This window comes from Lysinibacillus sp. NPDC093692, from assembly GCF_050280125.1.
GTDB lineage: Bacteria > Bacillota > Bacilli > Bacillales_A > Planococcaceae > Lysinibacillus.
Genome location: NZ_JBNNUW010000003.1, coordinates 157437 through 178436, shown reverse-complemented (window position 1 = coordinate 178436; position 21000 = coordinate 157437). Strand labels below are relative to the sequence as shown.

The window sequence follows — 21000 nt, the reverse complement described above, 5'->3', positions numbered from 1 at the left end:
CTAGCGTATTTAACAGATGCTTTTTAGGCTTGAAAATATAGGCGCTGATACTCTTTCTGATTGTCTATAAAAAAACCTGACAAGCTATTAGGTACTTGTCAGGCGGACGGTACTGATTTCTATTTTCTTGTATGATAATACTGGTTCTTATATTGTTCTTTGGGCAGAGCATAGTTATTCATAACAACGCCTAATATTTTTGCTTGTGCTACTAGTAAGGAATTTTTCGCTTTGACAACACTAGATTTCTCTACTACTCCAGTATTAACAATAAGTAGTGCACCATCTGTTTTATTCGCTAAAATTTGTGCATCGGTCACAGAATTAACAGGTGGCGTATCAAAGATGATTACATCATAAAAATCTATCATTTTTTCTATTAACGTATCCATCATTTCTGAAGCAAGAAGCTCTACAGGATTAGGTGGGATTGGTCCACTAGTGAGGACAAATAATCCTTCTATAAACGTTTCTTGTATCGCTTCGCTCAACGTGTCATTTTGTATCAGTACACTTGATAGACCTGAAATATTATGCAATTCAAATGTATAGTGGATAGCAGGTCTTCGCATATCAGCATCCACTACTAAAACTTTTTTACCTTCTTGAGCAAAAACGATCGCAATATTTGCTGCATTCGTTGTCTTTCCTTCACCAGGGATAGATGATGTCACTAAAATTGTTTTACACGATAAATTAGGGAGCGCAAATTTTAAATTTGTTCGAATTGTTCGAAACTGCTCAGAAATAATAGAAGTTGTGTGTACGTTAGTCAATAGTTTCCGTTGCATCATCGCTAATGCTTTCTTTTTTTTATTTTTCATTTTAAACATTATGTGACTCGTCTCCCTCGTCTAGTAGAGATAGATCCTCTGCCTTCTTTTATTGAACTCACGAATCCTATTATCGGTAAATTTAATAGCTCTTCAATTTCCTGCTCTGTCTTTATTGTTGAATCGAAAAATTCTACACTAAATGCAATGCCTGTTCCTAAAAGTAGTCCAAGAAAACCGGAAATCGCAATATTTAGAATTTTTTTCGGCTTCACTGGTTGTGGGTCATCAGCTAATTTAGCTACTGAAAGGACATTGATATTATCTACGTTCATCAGTTTTTGAATATCTTCTTTAAAGACATCTATTATCCTATTGGCAACCTCCGCCGCTCGTGCTGGCTTTTCATCAAGAATCTTTATAGAAACTACTTGTGATTGGCTTTCATTATTGACCGTAATTTTTTCTGCTAATTGTTCGGGAGATAATTCTAATTTCAACTCTTCAATTACTTTTGATAGAATAGCTGGGCTTTTTATAATGACATTATACGTATTTATTAATTGTAAATCTGTCTCAATTGAATATGCACCCGTATACATTTGTTGTTGATCCGTATTTTTTTGGTTGATTAATATTTGAGTTTCAGCTTGATATACAGGCGTGATGACATAGTAACTAACATAAGCAGCCAATGCCATCGCGATTATAATTATCGAAAGAATAAGAAGCAAACGTTTTCGTAAGATTTTTACTATCGCCTTTACTTGAATCGAATTCTCCATCGAGTATATCTCCTTCCCCTAAACTATCTAAATTTGTGTAATGGAGTGTGATATTCATAGTTAATTGGTATAGTAGCTAGTAAAATGAAATACTCAATTATATATTTATTATATAAATTTATGTCCTATGTTATTCCTAATACAACAAGTAATTCATTTTTTCCTCATCGATAAAAAAATGATAAATGCTAGCGTAGATACAGCATTTTTTTTCAACAACTGATAATAGAGCTTCTTTTTCAATGAAAATTTTATTGGGTTTATCTCAAGAACATAAGGGTAGTCATCAACAAAACTGACTATTTCTTCTTTAATCTCTTTTAATAAATCGAGCCCCTTATATGGGGAACTCTGCATGTGAAGTGTTAAATTTACTAAACCGGAAAATACATATCCATTGAAGCTAGTTTCAATGGATGTAAAAATATTTTCAGCTACTAATGTCTCACGAATACGTTCATAGATTACATCATATTTTTCTCGCTCATTCTTACGGTAGCTTCTCGTTAATGATTGCTGTGGCAACACATTGTAATGATAAAGCTGCTGAGGCACATAACAAATTGTCTTACTCTTTGTGATCGCTTTTGTTATGAATAAAACATCTTCAGAAAAATTCATATCCTCTTCAAATCGAATTCCAAATTGATCAAGAAAGGCTTTAGAATACAATTTGCAACAAGCAAAACCGAAATGTTTTTCATGAAATTCAGTAAATAATAAATGCAAACATTTCTGAGAGTCAAAAAGTTCATTTGCAGTCGACGGATAGTTCAAACGATTGCCATCATTTTTTCCATCTACAAAAACATCACATTTAGCTATTTCAGTTTCTGTTTCCTGAATAGCGCTATATAATCGTTCCAACATAGATGGCTCTATCCAATCATCCGCATCGACAAACGTAACGTATTGACCTCTTGCCTCGTTAATCCCTATATTTCTAGCATGACTTACCCCACCATTTGATTGATTATGAATGATTATCCGCTGATCTTGTAAGGCCAATTGATGTAAAATAGAAAGAGAATCGTCAGTACTGCCGTCATTAATCGCAATAATTTCGATTAGCTTTAACGTTTGTTGGCAAATACTTGCTAGACATTTCTTTAAATACGGTGCTGCGTTATATACCGGTATAATAACAGTTACGAGGATTTCTGACCCCAAAATTTCACCCCTCCAGCTAGGCTGAGCATTTTTACTTTTCCAATTAAATATTTTCGATCAGAAGCAGTAATTCCAAATGTGAACAAAGATATACCGAAAATCATACTGTATAAGGCAATATACAGCCCTAAAATGTACCAAGTATTCGAAAGTGGGAAAACAATTAGTATACCTTTCATTAAAAGAGACGCAATAACAATAGCTACGAAAATCTTGCTAATGCGTATCCAAAATTTTTTAATAGTTAGTTGTATTTTTTTTGCATAGTAAACATTCATAATACATACATTCCCAATAAATAACGATACCGCGGTTATGATTGCTGTTCCAATAACCCCGAATAAATAGATGGCAGGAATAGATAGAATAATATTTGTGCTAGCAAGTGTAATTAATAATACTGTTCGAAACTTAAACATATTTTTTGCCTTTAACACACTTAGACCTATATTTTGAATTAAATCGACTGAAAACGGCAACATGATGATCAGTACGATCGGATAGACGATTAAATATTCATCCCCTATCCACAATGAGATGAAAGTTTTACCAAATAAAAAAAAGCCACTTAATACATATCCAAGAATCATTAGCTGAATGGCGCCAACATTGACAAATAACCGATTAATTTCCATAAGACCATCCGCTTGTGTCACCAACATTGAAATCTTTGGCAAATACAAATCACTTATGGCAAGTGCTAGTGCCATAAATATCATAATAAATTGTATAGCAATTGCATAAATGGCTACATCTTCTGTTCCTTTCATAATCCCCAGTAATACTTGGTCAGTTTGCCAATAAATTTTATCCACTATGACTGTCACAAACAAAAAAAATGAATAGACGAATATTTCTTTTATAAGGCCTGGATTATAACCAGAAAAGATAAATCGTACTTTTAACGTTTTCAAACAAATAATAGAATTTATTATTAATACACATACATTTAAGCTAGCTACAATATAAACCATCCCGACTGCACCAGCATCTTGTAACAGGAAAAACAGCATCAGTAACGGTTGTACGATTACTTTTATAAATGAAGTTAACTTAATTAGTATGAATTTTTCATAGGCTTGAAGGATTGAAGAGAAAACACTTAAAGGAAATTGTAAGGCAAAGCTTACGGTCATCACTATTACCATTACTTTTGCCTTTTCGATTTGCAATGAAGATAAGCTTTGTCCAAAAATTGTCTCTACTTGGAAATACACAAAACACCCAATGGCAAGAGTAAACGCACCTATAATCGAAAATAGCCGCAGAAAAAAGCCATTTAATCTAGCTTCCGTCTCCTTATCACCTACTACTCGATTATTAGAAATATAACGAATAATTGCATTCCCTAAACCAAAATCTAATATTGTTAAATACCCAACAAAAACTGTAATTAATGAGTATAATCCGTATTCTTCTTGACCAAGAATTCGAATCATAATAGGGGTAAACACAATTGCTACTATAAACGTACAAACAATAGATAAGTAAGAGAGAATAGCACCCATCCGAATTTCCTTCATTAGTCCACCTTGCCTCCACTTGTCCTTTTATGCATTACATTTTCACTCGAAAATCTTGATACCATTTAATTTTTTACGTGTTTTATTTAACTGATCAAAAGCATTCGGTCCAAATAATTTGTTGATAGCATATTTATAACGCATTACTTTTTTATGTCGTTTTTTTTGTTGCTCTGACAACCATGAACCATTAAAGTGATGGATCGTAAATGTATTAACAGTTTGGTTAATCGTTCCTGATTCGAAGTCCTTCGCACAGAAATATTCAAATGGATATATGTGTAGATCGTCATCCAATTGCCTATGTTGATTAGACTCTGTAAATCCATATTTTTCTCTCGTTAGATCCGTGATGATAACAGTATTTGTTTGTTGACCTTGTTCCGTATAGAAACTTTTATCTTCATAAAAATCCAGCAGTAGCTTAATCCACGGATGCCCCTTTACAGCCCCCATTGTTCCGGTTACACATGTATCACTATTTTCTCCGCCAGTAAATGCTTGATGAGATAAAAAAGGGTTTAACGATTGGACAACTTCTACATCTGTATCCAAGTAAATGCCACCTTGTGTGTATAGTGCATATAACCTAACATAATCAGCTACATAAGCATATTTTTTAGATTCGTAGGCTTCTTGTACAAATTGATTGGATTGAATATCAAATGAATTTTCATTCCATTCAATTAGTTCATAGTCAGGCATTAATTTTTGCCAGGAGGCAATACACGCTTCAACTACCTGCGGATACGGATTTTCGCCAAACCAACAGAAGTGAATTTTTTTAGGGATCATTATACAATTTCCTTTCTGTTATCCAAATAAATTAACGGCATATCACATATCAAACTATTCCATTACTAACTTGATAAACTCCATCAGTTTTACCCTATCTAACAATAGGTTCCACTCTAAATAACTAACATCTGGTGTCACAAATTCAAAGTTTTTTAAACTTGCCATCGTAAAGTTTGCTAAATTTCGGTGTAACTTAAAAAAGCGTCCTTGTGTTTTCTGTTCAAAATTATTGACCCAAGGATAATCGGTCGTAACAATTTTCAAATCTAATGCGCAGTACTCAAGGAGCTTAGTTGAAGCTTGTAAATTGAAAGGGTACACATCAGGCATATAATTCAGCCCGTATTCTGCTTTTGACGCTAGAAGAGGAACTTCATGATAAGGTAGCGATCCTGAGAAGATAATATTTTTATAGTCTTTGAAAGATGTATATAATTCATTTGTTGGATTTCCTATTAATAAAATCGTGTTATCTTTTAAAGTTGTCGTAAAGGGCTTTAGCGCATCAGCGGTACCTCTTTCAGTTCCCATTGCGCCGACATATACAAAGTCGTACTCTTTTTTTGATGTTTTTATGAAAAAGTCTTTTGATATTCCCATATCTCGATGAATTTTTGGAACATTGTCCTTCATCTTAAAATCCTTTTCTACAAGTTCATTCAAAAATACGCGACCATGCGGTTTAACATTACAAGTTTTTTTCACAAAATTTTTCAACATCGGAAAATGACCAGTTGATAACGAATTATATTCATGGATAATCTTTGTCTCTCTTGAATGTTTTTTTATATCTAAACCAGGAAATTTCCATAATAAATCTATATTGGTTATTGGAACTTCATTTATCTCCGCTGTTAAAATGGTGATGGCTTCAATATTATCCTGCTGATTTAAATACGCTACATAGGCTGAGATTTCTGGTAAAAATGATTTTCCGTTGTTGACAAATCCAATCTTCAAATAGATGATTCCCCCTTCTTACAACTGCTAATTTTCAATTAAAATGGTCTGTCGTCTATTAATTTTCACGTTTATTCATATTTGAACTATTAAGTGCGAGTTTATGATGGGTAAATGAATTGCCAGAAAGAACAAATAAAACGATCATTATCGGTGTTGTATAAATAATAATTTCCGTCATTGAAAGTAAAATATAAGTGATAAGTATTAAAAATGGTAATAGTTGTAGCATGTTCGTATACTTAACTTGTTTTTTAGCAAAAGAAAATGCGTTCCATAATAATGCTGCTACGAATAGTAGAAAAAATGTAACGGCCAACCAACCATACTCAGCTAATAGGGCAATAAAGGTATTATGTGCATCCAATTGTCCAACATGATAATTTTCTCCATGGCCAAATAATGTGGAATCTTTTATGATATTTTGCCAAATTGCCATTCGTCCATCAGATAGATCAGCCGATTTCCGCTGAAATTTCCCTACAATTTTTTGAACCGCTTCGTTTAGTATCGGAATTTTACTTAGACTGAAAATGAATGTCATACTTAGTACACATAGAACCGATACGAGTGCGCCCACTTTTCTAATACTTGAAGCGTTTTGAATAGCTAACAAGGCCATACTCATTATGACAGCGAATAGTACGGTGATGGCAGCCGTTCTACTTTGTGTGAGTAAAATAATATAAAAAACAAAAAAGAATAGGCTTACTAGGACTACGATAGGAACCTTTTTCGTAACACTCTGAAAATATTGAATAGTCCCAGCTAGTAATACAACCGCTAACAATGTCATGGCCAATCCCATCATGTTTGGGTTGCTATAAATCCCCGCAAATGCGTTGAAAACGACTCGATTCATGAAAAAAGATAAGAATAAAATAATGAGATGCGAGAGACAAATACTAATAGCTAGCACATGTAAAGTAGCCGTTTGAAAAGAGTTATATATAATCGATAACCCTATATACATCGTAAGCATACATACAATATTCATAAGTGATTCCATATCAGAATTGGCTAAAGCACTTAATAGCCCACAAATAATAAATAGAAAGAAAAATATATCGCTCACATACATTCTACGAATATTTGCACTGCGATTATAGATGAAAAGGATGATCGGAAAGATGGAAAAAAAGACAGTAAAGTAAATTAGTATAGATATTTCATAAGATAATGCACTGAAGAGTAGTAATACACTCATACATATCGTTAGGATAAAAAACCGCACTTTCATCACCCTCACTATAGCTTCATTCCGTATGTTATTTTGTGAAAAGATGCCACCATTTTCTTTCACTTATAACGATTGGCTCCGCAATTAATAGCTGCTTATTTTCTAAAACACGTTCATTATTTTCAAGGAAAAGGTCAACCATATCCAGCTGTTTCATTTTCTCCAAGTAATCTAACCCAGCTTCAAAAAGCAATGGTCTTGTAGACATATTATGGACATCTGAACCATACGTATGAACAAGTCTTGCTTCTATTAAATCCATTGCAAATTGTTGAATTTTTTTGCCAAAATGCCCCGTAATGCTACCTGCCGTAATTTGTGCTAATGCCCCATCACGAATGAATTGCTCAAGGAGTGCTACATTTTGTCGAATAGCTCCATTTCGCTCAGGATGCGCAATAATTGGTGTAATACCTGATGCAACTAATAACCTAATAATTTCCTTACAATAGAAAGGGATTGTTTCCGAAGGTAATTCAAGTAATAGATAGTTTGAGTTTGCCAACGTATGAAGCTGTTTAGTTGTGATAGACTCTAAAATATTTTCATTGATGCGTACTTCATGTCCAGGAAATAGTTTGATTGGCCATGCTCTTTTTTCTATTTCTAGCTGTAAAGTATGTACCTGATGTAATACATTTTCATATGGCACATCGTACATTGGGTGCTTGGCATGAGGAGTAGTAATAATGGCTGTTATTCCTTGCATCACAGCATGTTCTAGTAATTGCAATGACTCTGAAAGTTGTTGTGGTCCATCGTCAACTCCGGATAATAAATGGCTGTGAGTATCAACCATGCTCATCATCTCCTTATTCCAATTCATCACCTAACTGTTTTTCACCAATTTAAATAATTATTAGTAGAAATTTTATTGCTGATAAATAAAGGCACTTATTGTATATATGCCTATTTTCACGATAAATATGACAGTAGCTTACACAACCAAGTTAAGAACAAAAGCGCTGGAGGGGCCGAGGCAAAAGTAAATGCTCCACTACTTTTGCACGAGGAAACGAAGCGAGCTCGAGGATGTAGCGCTTTAGCCTAGATCCTCGAAGTCGCTTTAGGTTATGTACAGGCAAAAAATCTATCGTTTCCTTAACTATAAAAAAAAACGTCTTTTACTCTATTTTGAGTAAAAGACGTTTCTGTATGACAATTATTTTGCGTATTCTACGGCACGTGTTTCACGAATAACCGTTACTTTAATATGGCCTGGGTAATCAAGTTCTTCTTCAATTCGCTTACGGATATCTCTCGCTAAGCGATGTGAAGCCAAGTCATCAATTTTTTCAGGTTGTACGATAATACGGATTTCACGACCAGCTTGAATTGCAAAGGATTTTTCTACACCATCATAGCTTTCGGAAATTTCTTCTAACTTTTCTAGTCTACGGATATAGTTTTCAAGCGTCTCACTTCGAGCACCTGGACGAGCTGCTGATAACGCATCAGCTGCAGCTACTAATACTGCAATAACAGATGTTGCTTCTGTGTCGCCATGGTGAGAAGCAATACTGTTTATAACGATCGGATGTTCTTTGTATTTTGTAGCTAATTCCACACCGATTTCGACGTGGCTACCTTCAACTTCATGGTCAATTGCCTTACCAATATCATGTAATAAGCCTGCACGGCGAGCTAATGCTACATCTTCACCAAGTTCAGCAGCAAGCAAGCCAGCTAAATATGCGACTTCAATTGAATGTTTTAGGACGTTTTGTCCATAGCTTGTACGGTATTTCATGCGGCCTAAAATCTTCATTAAATCTGGATGTAAGTTATGAATGCCAATTTCAAATGTTGTTTGCTCACCTGTTTCGCGGATTTGTTCATCCACTTCACGACGAGCTTTTTCCACCATTTCCTCAATTCGAGCAGGGTGAATGCGGCCATCCTGTACAAGTTTTTCAAGTGCAAGTCGAGCCGTTTCACGACGAATTGGATCGAAGCCTGATAAAATAACTGCCTCTGGAGTATCATCAATAATTAAATCTATACCTGTTAACGTTTCCAAAGTTCGAATATTACGACCTTCACGACCAATAATACGACCTTTCATTTCATCATTTGGCAAGTTCACGACAGATACTGTTGTTTCTGCTACGTGATCTGCTGCAAAACGCTGTAGTGCCAGTGATAAAATTTCACGCGCTTTTTTATCTGACTCTTCCTTCGCACGTGTCTCAGCTTCCTTCGTCATCACAGCAATATCAGTTGCTAGCTCTTTTTCTACTTCTCCTAAGATAATAGCTTTTGCTTCATCTCTAGTTAAAGCAGAAACTCTTTCTAGCTCTGTTTTTTGCGAGGCAACGAGCTCGTCCACTTTGCTTTCCATCTGTTCAATATGCTGTTGTCTTTCGCTTAGAGCTTGTTCTTTACGCTCTAAACCTGCTTCTCTCTTATTTAGAGCATCATCTTTGCGATCAAGATTCTCTTCTCTTTGCAATAAACGGTTCTCTTGTTTCTGAAGCTCAGAACGACGTTCACGAATGTCATTTTCTGCTTCAGTACGAAATTTGTGAGTTTCATCTTTGGCTTCAAGTAGTGCTTCTTTCTTCAATGCCTCCGCTTCTCGTTTTCCTTCTTCAACGATTGTTTCAGCGACATGTTTAGCACCAGTGATTTTTGAGTCATTCACTTTTTTCATGTAGATATAGCTAACAGCGGCACCAACGATGAGTCCAAGCAAAGCGGAGATGATAGTAATTGCATCCATATGAACACCTCCTCTTGCTATTTGGGTAATACAGTTTCAATCGGCGCATACATTCATTTCACCTTGGCATAACTATGTCCCGGATTTTGAATTGTGTTAAAGTATGCACGAGGACCGAAACAATGTCGGTCATTCGGTAAAGTCACTGGACGTAGTGTTTTACCTATGCAAATTAGTTAGCCGTTTTCGCAGGATGCGAAGCTTTAAGGCGAACATTCTAATGCATCATTGTCTGTTCAAAATCTTGCCATTTGCCAGAGGCTTCAACTTCATTTACGAGATCTTTAAAGGCCTTTCCAAAATGAAGTCAAAATGTAATGTACTGCCTATTTAAAGTCATAATTCAGTAATTATACATATTTAATTGTATAACTAGCCTCAAGCTCTGTCAAGGATAGTCGGGCATCTGTTCGCCTCTCAAAAGAAAAAAAGTCAGCCATATCCATTAGGAGAATTAATTACCTATTACTTTTACACTAACGTTAAATTTAACTTTTCATTTTCATACGTAGAAGCAGTACTTAGGAAGTATCATTTTCTTTTGGTGGAAGCTATTTATTCCCGATGCTATATCAATTTACGGTGAGGAAAATATGATCCCCACTTCCCTTTATGACGTTCAATCTATCACTTCTTTGATTACCTCTTCCTATTGCCGACTCATTGCTCTGGCGATTGCCTTCATCACTAAATATATGGATATCCTAACAAATATTATACAACCACATTCCCCAGTATGTGTAAAGAACAAATGCGCTAAAGCGCTCGTTTACTTCCAACAAGCGCTGGAGAGGTCGAAGCAAAAGTAAACGCTCCTCCACTTTTGCCCGAGAAATCGCAGCGACCTCGAGGATGTAGTGCTTTACCCTAGACACCGACTATACTTTAGTTTATCCACAGGCAAAAATCTGTAGTTTCCTTAACAATAAAAAAATGCATTGCTCTCACTATAAAGAGTGGGAACAATGCACTTATATTATTCATCTTCAAGAAGAAGCTTTAATTCATCATCCATTTCTTCTTCATTATCATGCGCAGCAATTGTATAAGATGATGATGCAATACCGTAAGAAGCACGGATTTTATTTGCGATATCGTCAAGCACTGCTGGATTTTCTTTTAAATATTGTTTAGCATTTTCACGGCCTTGTCCTAGGCGCTCATCACCGTAAGCATACCAAGAACCGCTTTTTTGTACGATATCTAGTTCTACACCTAAATCAACTGTTTCGCCCTCTTTTGAAATTCCTTCACCGTACATAATATCAACTTCAGCTGTACGGAATGGTGGCGCTACTTTGTTTTTCACAATTTTAATTTTAGTACGGTTACCCATAATGTCATTACCTTGTTTAATGGCTTCTGCACGACGTACTTCTAAGCGAACAGAGCTGTAGAATTTAAGTGCACGACCACCAGGCGTTGTCTCTGGGTTTCCGAACATAACACCGATTTTTTCACGTATTTGGTTAATGAAGATAGCAATTGTTTTTGATTTATTGATAGCACCTGAAAGTTTACGTAAAGCCTGAGACATTAAACGCGCTTGTAAACCAACATGCGAGTCACCCATATCTCCTTCGATTTCCGCTTTCGGAACTAATGCTGCTACTGAGTCTATAACGATAATATCGATTGCGCCACTACGTACTAATGCCTCTGCGATTTCAAGCGCTTGTTCGCCTGTATCTGGTTGAGATAATAGAAGCTCATCAATATTGACACCCAATTTTTGTGCATATATTGGATCTAATGCATGCTCAGCATCGATAAACGCTGCTTGTCCACCATTTGCCTGAACCTCTGCAATGGCATGAAGCGCAACCGTTGTTTTACCTGATGATTCAGGGCCGTATACTTCAATAATACGTCCACGTGGATAACCACCTACACCTAATGCAGCATCAAGTGCTAGCGAACCACTTGAAGATGTAGCAATTTCTAAATCCGTCTTTTCGCCAAGTTTCATGATAGAACCTTTACCAAAGTTCTTTTCAATTTGTTTTAACGCCTGTTCTAAGGCTGCTTTACGATCACTCATTCATTTTCCTCCTTCGAAAACTGTTCACTGTTTTTCTCTATCTCTACTATACTTGTTTTTAAGAGAAGACGCAAGAAAAAAGCGAACGTTTATTCGTTTTTATTCAAAATAAAAATTTGGGTAACTTTCCATTACCCAAATTTCTATTTTAACTATATTATGGACCATCACCAAAACGTGTAGTTGATTTTCGTTCCGGCTGGGCGCTTTCCTGGGGGCGTCCAGCCTACGCTCCAATCAACTTATTTACATAATAATCGTTTTAAACAAAAGTCATCCGCAACTTTTGGTGATGAACCTATATTATGCCGGGGCAAATTGATTAACGTTTTTTAAAGCCTCTTTCTTCCAAAAGCTGCATTAAATAATGACAAGTAAATTTCGCAGCACGCAGTCGATTTGTATTACGCATGCCCGATAAATGAAGTAAGTACGTGAGCGGTTTCTCATCGCCAATTGCGATACCAATCCAAACCGTCCCCACTGGTTGATGATCATGGGCTGTAGGACCTGCTGCACCTGTTAATCCAATACCAATATCAGTATCAAATTTTTCACGTACAGCGCTAGCCATAGCTGCTGCACATTCACTGCTTACAATCCCATGTGTAGTTAATAATTCTTTAGAAATACCGAGTTGCTTTATTTTAGCCTCTTCTGTATACGTGACAACGCCACCAACTAGGGCATCCCCAACACCTGGTATTTCTGCAAGCTCAGACTGAAATAATCCTGCTGTTAAACTTTCTGCCGCAGAAATTGTTAACTGATTATCTAGTAACATTTCTACTGTTTTAGAGGCTAGAGAATCATCATCTATACCGTATTGATAGTCACCTACAAGCGCTTGAATCTCTGCTACCTTTGCAGCAATAAGCTGCTGTGCTTCTTGCTCCGTTTCTGCCTTAGCAGTTACACGCAGTGTAACTTCGCCGTCAGAAGCAAGCGGCGCAACAGTTGGGTTTGTTTGCGAATCTAAAATAGCTTGGACACTTACTTCAAGCTCTGCCTCTCCAATGCCATAAAAACGCATAACATGCGATAGTATAACCCCTCCTGCATTTAACATCGCACTAAGCTTTGGCTTTGCTTCAAACTGGAACATCGGCTCAAGCTCTTTAGGTGGCCCCGGAAGCAAAATATAAGTACGCTCATCTTTCGCTAGTATCATGCCAGGTGCCATACCGTGATGGTTTGCGAGCACCTCACTACCTGCTAGTATTAAAGCTTGCTTACGATTATTGTCCGTCATTGGACGTCCTCGCTTTGCAAAAAATTGCTCAATATATGTCAGCGCGATATCGTCAAATTCAAGAGTAACGCCAAGATGACGAGCAATCGTTTCCTTTGTTAAATCATCCTTTGTAGGCCCAAGCCCACCAGAAAAAATGATTAAATCAGCACGAGTCTCTGCAATGGAAATAGCTTCTTCTAAACGTTGTGCATTATCTCCAACTACAGTGTGATAATACACATTTATTCCTAATTCGGACAACTGACTAGAAATAAACTTTGCATTTGTGTTCGAAATCTGACCAAGCAATAACTCTGAGCCAACTGCAAGAATTTCAGCATTCATGATCCTCAAGACCTCTCTTATTTAGAATCAAGTAAGACACGTCGATTTAGATAGAAATAATCCCATCCAGACCATAGTGTAAAGAACAATGCAATATATAACATAATTGTATCAAATGGAATACCAATAAGTGTAAAGATTGTATTGTGTAAAAGTGCTGCTCCGATGGCCACAATTTGGGCCCACGTTTTAATTTTACCAAGCTGGTTTGCCGCAACAACTTCTCCTTCACCTGCCAATATTAAACGAAGACCAGTTACTGCAAACTCACGGCTAATAATGATAATTATTATCCATGCAGGCGCCATATCAAGCTCTACCATTAAAATAAAAGCTGCTGAAACTAGTAATTTGTCAGCAAGTGGGTCTAAAAACTTACCAAATGTTGTCACAAGATTATACTTACGTGCGTAAAAACCATCCACCCAATCAGTCGCTGAAGCAAAAATAAAAATAAGTGCACCTACAAAATGATGAACAGGCATATCCGCTCCGAATAGTGACATTGTTCCCCAGCCAAAATCAAACATCATAACAATGACAAAGAACGGAATAAGTAAGATTCGAGAGATGGTAATTTTATTTGGAATGTTCATTTTTCTAACACCTTTCATGATGAAAGAAAGTAGTCATCATTAGATGACTACTATTCTTTATTGAAATTGATGACGATGTTTTGCGTTACAGCTTGCTGTGCATACGTTAAAGGCTCGTCATTAATGTATACCTTGGCTTGCGTTGAATTACCTAAACGGATACGAGCATAATTTTGAGATGTTGCATCAAATTCTACTACTTCTCCTGCATTATATACACGAGTATCTGTTAGTATTTCTTGTTGCTGTTGGTCTCGAATACCGATAAATGTAGGACCTGATACTTCGATACGTATTTTAAATGTATCTGCACCTGTTAACGTATATGAAGTTGTAGCACCATCCGCTTCAACAGTCCCCGCTGAAATCGATTGCTTAACCTCTTCAGTTTCGTCAGATGTTTCCTTTGCTGAATCTGTTGACTCTTGTTTGTCATTTGATTGAGCTTTTTTATTTTCTTTTTCTTTATCTTTTTCTGTATCTATTGGTTTTGCTTTTGTATCATATTGCATTTCTGGAGGTGTCTCTTCTCCAGAATTCGGTACTGCATTATTTTTAGACTGCATGAGTACCCAAATGACTACAATAATGACAATGATAAATAAACCAACGATTATTTTCGGCATTGCCTCCATCATTTTAGTAGAAGGGCCTTTTGTAATTTTTCTTCTACTTGGACTACTCGTTATCGATTGACTTACTTGATTGTTCGAAGTACCTGGTAGCTCACTTTTATACGTTTCTAAAATTTCCTCTGCGTTCAAATCAACGGCGTCAGCATATTGTTTAATAAAAGCTCGTACATAAAATGAACCAGGCATGATCGAATAATTGCCCTCTTCAATACCTATTAAATAACGCTTTTGTATTTTCGTTATTTCTTGTAAATCGTCTAAACTGTAGCCTTTAGACAGTCTCGCCTCTTTCAGTCGAGTCCCTAATTCTGCCACTCAAAACACCTACTTTAACATCAATTTAAAAATTAAATCCTAAAATCCTCCAAATGAATTGGATTCGGACATCATATGATTTTTTTCCATTATCTCATACGTAATTTCTTCATCTGGGTGATGACGTAATTCAATGATATAATCAAAATCCTCTATCCTATAATCTGAATGCTGAACAAACATGTCTGGATGCTCGACGACCTTTATGGAAGGCATATTCATCATTTCACGCACTAGTTGTAAATGCCGCTCATCAGATGAACGACGTGTTACAATGCCATCTAATATAAAAATATTATTGTCACTGAATTCATCACCAGCGAGTTTATTGCGAACAGTCTGTTTAATCATTGTAGATGATAAAAAAATCCATTTTTTATTGGCACATACACTAGCCGCTACAATCGATTCAGTTTTTCCAACTCTAGGCATTCCACGTATTCCTATGAGCTTATGCCCTTCTTTTTTAAATAGCTCAGCCATAAAGTCAACTAAAATACCAAGTTCATCTCGGACGAAGCGGAAGGTATTTTTTTCATCTGCATCTCGAGGAATATAATGACCGTGCCTTATGGCTAAACGATCACGGAGTTTAGGTTGTCGAAATTTGGTCACGTTAATATGTTCCATTGTCGAAACAATTGTACGAAAACGCTCAATTGTCTCATCGTTGTCTGTATGCACTAACATACCACGTCGATCCTCATCGACACCATTTATTGAAATAATATTGACACGAAGCATCCCTAAAAGTGAAGCAATATCTCCTAATAATCCAGGGCGATTCACCTGAATTTCATATTCAAAGTACCAATCGCTCAAACACACTCGTTCCCTTCCTATTAGTTAACGTAAAAAATCCCTTATAAGTTCCATCATAGCTGATTTTTTATGTAATGGAAAGTTAGAATACATGGAATTATAGCGTTATTTTTAAAAACTTACTATTTTTTTTTTGAACATCCTAAATAGGCTTACATACGTTCCCTTTTCTATGCAGAAATTGCTTTTTTATATAAAAAAAAGAGGAGATCGCTCTCCTCTTTTTTACTGTACAGGTTTATTTTGCACAAGTTTAACGACACAATTCGCCAGTGCGTGTTTTTCTTCTTCAGAGGCAACGCCCCATAAATCCGACAGCACTCGTTCTTGTTCATTTTTAGGATCGACATTTGTCGCCAAATATTCTCCAATTTGTACAGCAGCTTGTTGAATCATTTGCGATGGTACACCGCTTGATTCTGCACGCATAACATTTTGACCTAAAAACGATGTCCATTTATGCCAGTTCTCTAAGATAGTCATACTGTTCCTCCTCCTTTACACATGTAGTATGTGCAAAAAAGAACATTATATGTACCAACCACCGTTTAATCGAATTACTTGTCCCGTTACATAATCTGCATTTCCAGAAAGGTAGAAGCGTACCATCTTAGCAACATCCGTTGTTTGACCAGCTATGCCTAGCGGAATATCCTCTAAAATATAGTCAAGCTCCTCTTCACTTAAATGACTGTTCATCGAGGTATTTATAAAGCCAGGTGCAATGGCATTAACACGAATACGTGACAGTGCCGCTTCTTTCGCATACGACTTTACAAAAGCATGTTGGGCGCCCTTCACGGCTGCGTAAAGAGCTTCACCAGCCGATCCAGCCTCTCCCCAAATCGAACCGATAAAAAGCACATAGCTAACGTCATGCGCACGAAGCTTTGATGACAGCAATGCCGTCAGACGCATTGGATTTTGCACATGGACACGCCATAATGCATCCATATCCTCCACAGTAGTATCTTCAAGTAGAGAATAATACGCCTGACCATTTGCAAAGACAATTGCTTGCACATTAAAAATTTGCGATGCTAGTAATTGTGCCCCGGACGCTTTCGAAAAATCTCCCTGCACAAGCATAAATTCCTGTGAAGGGAAATTTTCTGAAAGAGAATGGTATAAAGCCTGCGCTGCTTTTTCATTGTTTGAAAAGTGTATGTAGATGGACCAGCCGTCTTCTGCCAGACTCTGACAAATAGCACGACCAATCTCACCCGATGCACCTAACACGAGGGCAAACTTTTTCACTGTTCGCCCTTATCTGTAGGTAAAATTTTAAAGACAGTTTGTTGAGATTCACCTTGAATTGAAGAAAATGCTTTTTTCAAATCTTCAATCGTTAATTCTTCTAGCACAGGTACAACATCGAACAAATTCATCTCATTAAACGAATAACGTGTAAATTGGTTGGCGATAAATTCAATAGAGTTCAGCGCACGTAGGAAGAAACCAATTTTTTTACGTTTCACTCGTTCTAAATCGCCACTTTCAAATTGTGCATCTTCATCATACTTTGCTAATTCTTCTTTAATAGCTTTCTCTAATGCAGCCGGGTCTGCAGAATCCGAGCCAATCATAGCAAAACCAAAGCCGTTTTCTAACGTGAAATCAAATGCATACGTTTCATCAATTAAGTCATTTTCATAGATGCGCTCATAAAATTCAGATGTACGTCCGAAAATAAGTTCAAGTGCAATTTGAACAGATAGCTCATGTTTTAACATATCACGACCAGAAAGATTTGTTTCTTTTGCTTTTAAGCCGATATAAACCTTTGGCTTTTGTACATCCATATGCAACTCACGCTCTTTGATAGCAACCTCAGTCGGTTCTTTATCAAAGTAGCGTTGTATTGGTGTTGGTTCAGTGAATTCTTTTTTACCTTGATTGTCACGAATAAACGTTATCATTTCATTAGGGTCTACAGCACCAATAACAAACAATAACATATTGGATGGATGATAGAACGTATTGTAGCACGTATATAAGTGGTCCGCAGTAATGCCATCAATCGTCTCGATTGTACCAGCGATATCAATTTTTACTGGGTGATTATGATACATATTTTCGATCGTACCAAAATACAAGCGCCAATCTGGCTGATCATCGTACATCGTAATTTCCTGTCCAATAATGCCCTTCTCCTTATTCACTGTTGCTTCCGTAAAGTAAGGTTCTTGCACAAAATTTAATAATGTTTCTGTGCTTTTATAAATATTGTCCGTCGAAGAAAATAAATACGCCGTACGTGTAAATGATGTAAAGGCATTTGCTGAAGCACCGTATTCACTAAACTTTTGGAATACATCGCCATCTTCTTTTTCAAACATTTTATGCTCTAAAAAGTGAGCAATGCCATCTGGAACTGTAATGCTTTCCGTCTCACCAAGCGGCACAAATGTACGATCAACAGAACCGTACTTAGTTGTGAACGTCACATATGTTTTGGAATAGCCTTTTTTCGGTAAAATATAGACATCTAAGCCATTCTCTAATTTTTCATAATACAATGTTTCATCTAATTGTTTGAATTCAATTGTCTTCATTGTGCGGCTTGCTCCTTCCCACATAAGAAATAGACCGCTTCTAGCTGAATTTGCTTCGCCATTTCAACGATATCTTCTCTCGTTACAGCTTTCCATTTATTTGCCCAAGCTTCAACAGAGAACTCCTCGGGTAAATCTTTATATTGGTCAAAAATTTCTATTTGTCCTCGAGCAGAATCCAATGACTCTTTTAGCTGATTCGTCAGCATTGCCTTTGTTTGCTCTAATTCCAAATCAGTAATGTCGCCTGCTTGCATAACAGCAATTTGTTCTTTTATTAGTGATAGTGCTTTTTCTTCATTCTTTTGTTCAATCCCAGATACAACAAAGACTAAGCCATAATGTGATGCATAGGAGCTAGACGCATAGTAAGCTAAACTTTCCTTTTCACGAACATTCATAAATAATTTAGCATGAGGGTAGCCACCAAATACGCCGTTAAAGATTTGCATTTTAGCGAAATCAGGATCACCAAATCGTACTGGTGTACTAAAGCCAATATGCAGCTTTCCTTGCTTCATATCTTGTTGCTCACGTACATAATCATTTTGTGGATGCTGTTGCGGAAGCACAGCAGGAACTTCTTCAGGTGTACGATCATTAAACGGTAGAGCTTTTTTCAGCTGCGTCACGATTTCGTCTTCATTAATATCACCCGCGACATAAATATCTATTTTATCGTTAGCAAGCATCGATTGATATGCTTCAAACAATGACGCAGGGGTAATTTTTTGAATGTCCTCAACAGTTCCGTTAGCAGAAATAGAGGCCGGTTCATTCGGACGTAAAATCTGTTGAATACGTTGCTGCGCAAATCGAGATTTATCGTCAAAAATAGACTCGATACGTTGAATGACCGTTTTCTTTTCACGCTCTACAATCGATTCTTTAAATACACCGTTTTCTATATTTGGTTCAAAGATTGCTGTATGCAATAAACCAAGCACCTCGTTTAAAACACTTGTATTTGCCAAATAATGATCGTTAACGGTTTCTACATTCATCAGTACTGTATGCTCATTACCACGTTTAGATGTATCAAAATAAAGCACTGTGCCATACAAGTCATCCAAGAAACCTCGGAATGCAGCTGTTGTCTTATATTTAGCATTGCTGTGTTGCAACACATTTGTTAACACTGTGCGTTCAGACGCATTTGTAGCCGTTAATGCTCTTCTCCATTTAATTGAAAAATTTACGGTTTTAAATTGGGTTGTTTGTCGGATATGCAAATTGACACCTTTTGCAAAAGGGATTGTTTTAAACATATATAGAACCCTCCTTATCTTTCTTAATATAACAAAGTACTACACATACTATACATGTCTATTGTCTATAATTGCAAAAAGAATCCAAAGTATGCATACGGAAAGTGTGAAATTTCATTTGGTTACTTAATGAACCTGTTCATACTAGCAAATAAAGATCAACCTTCAACCATTATTTTCCCAAACACTTGAGCTATGTACAAGGAAAAAGACTGAGCATTTTCGCCCAGTCTTTCGTGTAAAAAATTGTCTGTTTTTTAGCGTTTCCCCTTAATATAAGGTTGACCACTAGCTTTTGGTGCATTTGCTTTACCGATAAATCCTGCTAATGCAAGGATTGTTAATACATATGGTAAAATTTGTAAGTATACAGCAGGAATGTCCTGAACGTAAGGAATTGTGCTTCCTGCAACACTTAACGTTTGTGCTACTCCAAAGAATAAAGCTGCACCTAATGCACCGATTGGATGCCATTTCCCAAAAATCATTGCAGCGATGGCCATAAAGCCTTGACCCGCAATTGTAGCATGTGAGAAATCGCTTGTAATTGATTGCGCATACACTGCACCACCAAGACCACCTAATGCCCCTGAGATGACAACAGCAATATAGCGCATTCTATTAACATTTACACCCATCGTATCTGCAGCCATTGGATGTTCACCGACAGCGCGTAAACGTAAACCGAATGGTGTTTTATAAATGATAAACCATGCCCCGATAGCTACTGCAAAAGCTAAAATTGACGTACTATAGACATCACGGAATAATAATGGACCAAAGAACGGAATATCCTTTAAATAAGGGATAGCGAAACGAGTTATTGGTTGGGTAATCATATCAGTTTGCCCTTTACCATAAATCATTTTTACTAAGAATACAGTTACCGCTAAACCTAATAAATTAATAGCAACCCCCGATACTGTTTGATCGGCACGGAAGGAAATCGAAGCAACTGCATGGAATAGAGAGAAGATTCCCCCAGCAATGACAGCTGCCAGCATAGCTACCCAAATTGTTGCTGCACCAAATGTTGAAGCAAATTCTAAATTGACATAAATACCAACAAATGCACCAACAACCATTAAACCTTCTAGTCCGATATTGACAACACCAGATCGTTCAGAGAATACACCACCGATTGCCGTAAAAATTAAAGGTGTTGCGAAGAAAATTGCAGAAGGGATGATGAAATATAACATTTCTAAAAAGCTCATG

Annotated in this window: 19 protein-coding genes; all 19 read right to left on the bottom strand. The window is 36.7% G+C overall.

Going from position 1 to position 21000, the window contains the following annotated elements:
* Positions 1-119 precede the first annotated feature (119 nt).
* The 19 genes from ACQKN4_RS05165 to ACQKN4_RS05075 all read right to left on the bottom strand — a co-directional run bounded on the left by ACQKN4_RS05165 (position 120) and on the right by ACQKN4_RS05075 (position 20999).
* Positions 120-833, bottom strand: coding sequence for a CpsD/CapB family tyrosine-protein kinase (locus tag ACQKN4_RS05165; protein WP_079560537.1), 714 nt, complete (start codon positions 831-833; stop codon positions 120-122).
* Complete coding sequence (locus ACQKN4_RS05160; RefSeq protein ID WP_079560536.1) at positions 833-1558, bottom strand: YveK family protein; 726 nt, start codon at positions 1556-1558, stop codon at positions 833-835. The genes ACQKN4_RS05165 and ACQKN4_RS05160 overlap by 1 nt, the downstream gene beginning before the upstream one ends.
* A gap of 153 nt (positions 1559-1711) precedes the next feature.
* The gene (locus ACQKN4_RS05155; protein ID WP_427482626.1) at positions 1712-2728 is read right to left on the bottom strand and encodes a glycosyltransferase family 2 protein; all 1017 of its coding nucleotides are present in this window, start codon (positions 2726-2728) and stop codon (positions 1712-1714) included.
* Positions 2707-4251: an oligosaccharide flippase family protein gene (locus tag ACQKN4_RS05150; RefSeq protein WP_079560534.1), complete on the bottom strand. Its 1545-nt coding sequence runs from the start codon at positions 4249-4251 to the stop codon at positions 2707-2709. Before ACQKN4_RS05150 ends, ACQKN4_RS05155 begins: the two co-directional genes overlap by 22 nt.
* Positions 4252-4293: 42 nt before the next feature.
* Positions 4294-5046 (bottom strand): glycosyltransferase family 32 protein, encoded by a 753-nt coding sequence (locus ACQKN4_RS05145; protein WP_079560533.1) that lies wholly within the window; start codon positions 5044-5046, stop codon positions 4294-4296.
* A gap of 54 nt (positions 5047-5100) precedes the next feature.
* Positions 5101-6009 carry a hypothetical protein gene (locus ACQKN4_RS05140; protein WP_427482624.1) on the bottom strand — a complete coding sequence of 303 codons (909 nt, stop codon included), beginning with the start codon at positions 6007-6009 and terminating at the stop codon, positions 5101-5103.
* Between the two features lie 58 nt (positions 6010-6067).
* Positions 6068-7216, bottom strand: coding sequence for an O-antigen ligase family protein (locus ACQKN4_RS05135; protein WP_427482622.1), 1149 nt, complete (start codon positions 7214-7216; stop codon positions 6068-6070).
* A gap of 61 nt (positions 7217-7277) precedes the next feature.
* Positions 7278-8048 (bottom strand): tyrosine-protein phosphatase, encoded by a 771-nt coding sequence (locus ACQKN4_RS05130; protein WP_427482621.1) that lies wholly within the window; start codon positions 8046-8048, stop codon positions 7278-7280.
* 363 nt (positions 8049-8411) lie between these two features.
* Positions 8412-9971 carry a ribonuclease Y gene (gene rny, locus ACQKN4_RS05125; RefSeq protein ID WP_079560529.1) on the bottom strand — a complete coding sequence of 520 codons (1560 nt, stop codon included), beginning with the start codon at positions 9969-9971 and terminating at the stop codon, positions 8412-8414.
* A gap of 976 nt (positions 9972-10947) precedes the next feature.
* Positions 10948-12012, bottom strand: coding sequence for a recombinase RecA (recA, locus tag ACQKN4_RS05120; protein WP_079560528.1), 1065 nt, complete (start codon positions 12010-12012; stop codon positions 10948-10950).
* 322 nt (positions 12013-12334) lie between these two features.
* Positions 12335-13591, bottom strand: a complete 1257-nt coding sequence (locus ACQKN4_RS05115) for a competence/damage-inducible protein A (RefSeq protein WP_427482618.1) — start codon at positions 13589-13591, stop codon at positions 12335-12337.
* Positions 13592-13608: 17 nt separating this feature from the next.
* Positions 13609-14187, bottom strand: a complete 579-nt coding sequence (gene pgsA, locus ACQKN4_RS05110; protein WP_079560526.1) for a CDP-diacylglycerol--glycerol-3-phosphate 3-phosphatidyltransferase — start codon at positions 14185-14187, stop codon at positions 13609-13611.
* Positions 14188-14237: 50 nt separating this feature from the next.
* Positions 14238-15137 (bottom strand): helix-turn-helix domain-containing protein, encoded by a 900-nt coding sequence (locus ACQKN4_RS05105; protein WP_079560525.1) that lies wholly within the window; start codon positions 15135-15137, stop codon positions 14238-14240.
* A gap of 39 nt (positions 15138-15176) precedes the next feature.
* Positions 15177-15959 (bottom strand): DUF3388 domain-containing protein, encoded by a 783-nt coding sequence (locus tag ACQKN4_RS05100; protein WP_197141989.1) that lies wholly within the window; start codon positions 15957-15959, stop codon positions 15177-15179.
* 225 nt (positions 15960-16184) lie between these two features.
* The gene (locus tag ACQKN4_RS05095; RefSeq protein WP_079560524.1) at positions 16185-16442 is read right to left on the bottom strand and encodes a DUF3243 domain-containing protein; all 258 of its coding nucleotides are present in this window, start codon (positions 16440-16442) and stop codon (positions 16185-16187) included.
* A 45-nt stretch (positions 16443-16487) separates the two neighbouring features.
* On the bottom strand, positions 16488-17216 hold the full coding sequence (gene ymfI, locus ACQKN4_RS05090) for an elongation factor P 5-aminopentanone reductase (protein ID WP_427482614.1): 729 nt from the start codon (positions 17214-17216) through the stop codon (positions 16488-16490).
* Complete coding sequence (yfmH, locus tag ACQKN4_RS05085) at positions 17213-18514, bottom strand: EF-P 5-aminopentanol modification-associated protein YfmH (RefSeq protein ID WP_427482612.1); 1302 nt, start codon at positions 18512-18514, stop codon at positions 17213-17215. Before yfmH ends, ymfI begins: the two co-directional genes overlap by 4 nt.
* Positions 18511-19782: an EF-P 5-aminopentanol modification-associated protein YfmF gene (gene yfmF, locus ACQKN4_RS05080; protein ID WP_079560521.1), complete on the bottom strand. Its 1272-nt coding sequence runs from the start codon at positions 19780-19782 to the stop codon at positions 18511-18513. Before yfmF ends, yfmH begins: the two co-directional genes overlap by 4 nt.
* Positions 19783-20039: 257 nt before the next feature.
* Entirely contained in the window at positions 20040-20999 is a 960-nt protein-coding gene (locus ACQKN4_RS05075) for an ABC transporter permease (protein ID WP_079560520.1), read from the bottom strand.
* Between the last annotated feature and the right edge of the window lies 1 nt (position 21000).

Bases quoted from the DNA above. Each gene is read 5' to 3' on its own strand.
- ACQKN4_RS05130 (WP_427482621.1), bottom strand. From the start codon at position 8,048: ATGGTTGATACTCACAGCCATTTATTATCCGGAGTTGACGATGGACCA.
- ACQKN4_RS05095 (WP_079560524.1), bottom strand. From the start codon at position 16,442: ATGACTATCTTAGAGAACTGGCATAAATGGACATCGTTTTTAGGTCAA.
- ACQKN4_RS05115 (WP_427482618.1), bottom strand. From the start codon at position 13,591: ATGAATGCTGAAATTCTTGCAGTTGGCTCAGAGTTATTGCTTGGTCAG.
- ACQKN4_RS05135 (WP_427482622.1), bottom strand. From the start codon at position 7,216: ATGAGTGTATTACTACTCTTCAGTGCATTATCTTATGAAATATCTATA.
- rny (WP_079560529.1), bottom strand. From the start codon at position 9,971: ATGGATGCAATTACTATCATCTCCGCTTTGCTTGGACTCATCGTTGGT.
- ACQKN4_RS05150 (WP_079560534.1), bottom strand. From the start codon at position 4,251: ATGAAGGAAATTCGGATGGGTGCTATTCTCTCTTACTTATCTATTGTT.
- ACQKN4_RS05165 (WP_079560537.1), bottom strand. From the start codon at position 833: ATGTTTAAAATGAAAAATAAAAAAAAGAAAGCATTAGCGATGATGCAA.
- ACQKN4_RS05160 (WP_079560536.1), bottom strand. From the start codon at position 1,558: ATGGAGAATTCGATTCAAGTAAAGGCGATAGTAAAAATCTTACGAAAA.
- yfmF (WP_079560521.1), bottom strand. From the start codon at position 19,782: ATGTTTAAAACAATCCCTTTTGCAAAAGGTGTCAATTTGCATATCCGA.
- ACQKN4_RS05075 (WP_079560520.1), bottom strand. From the start codon at position 20,999: ATGAGCTTTTTAGAAATGTTATATTTCATCATCCCTTCTGCAATTTTC.
- pgsA (WP_079560526.1), bottom strand. From the start codon at position 14,187: ATGAACATTCCAAATAAAATTACCATCTCTCGAATCTTACTTATTCCG.
- yfmH (WP_427482612.1), bottom strand. From the start codon at position 18,514: ATGAAGACAATTGAATTCAAACAATTAGATGAAACATTGTATTATGAA.
- recA (WP_079560528.1), bottom strand. From the start codon at position 12,012: ATGAGTGATCGTAAAGCAGCCTTAGAACAGGCGTTAAAACAAATTGAA.
- ACQKN4_RS05145 (WP_079560533.1), bottom strand. From the start codon at position 5,046: ATGATCCCTAAAAAAATTCACTTCTGTTGGTTTGGCGAAAATCCGTAT.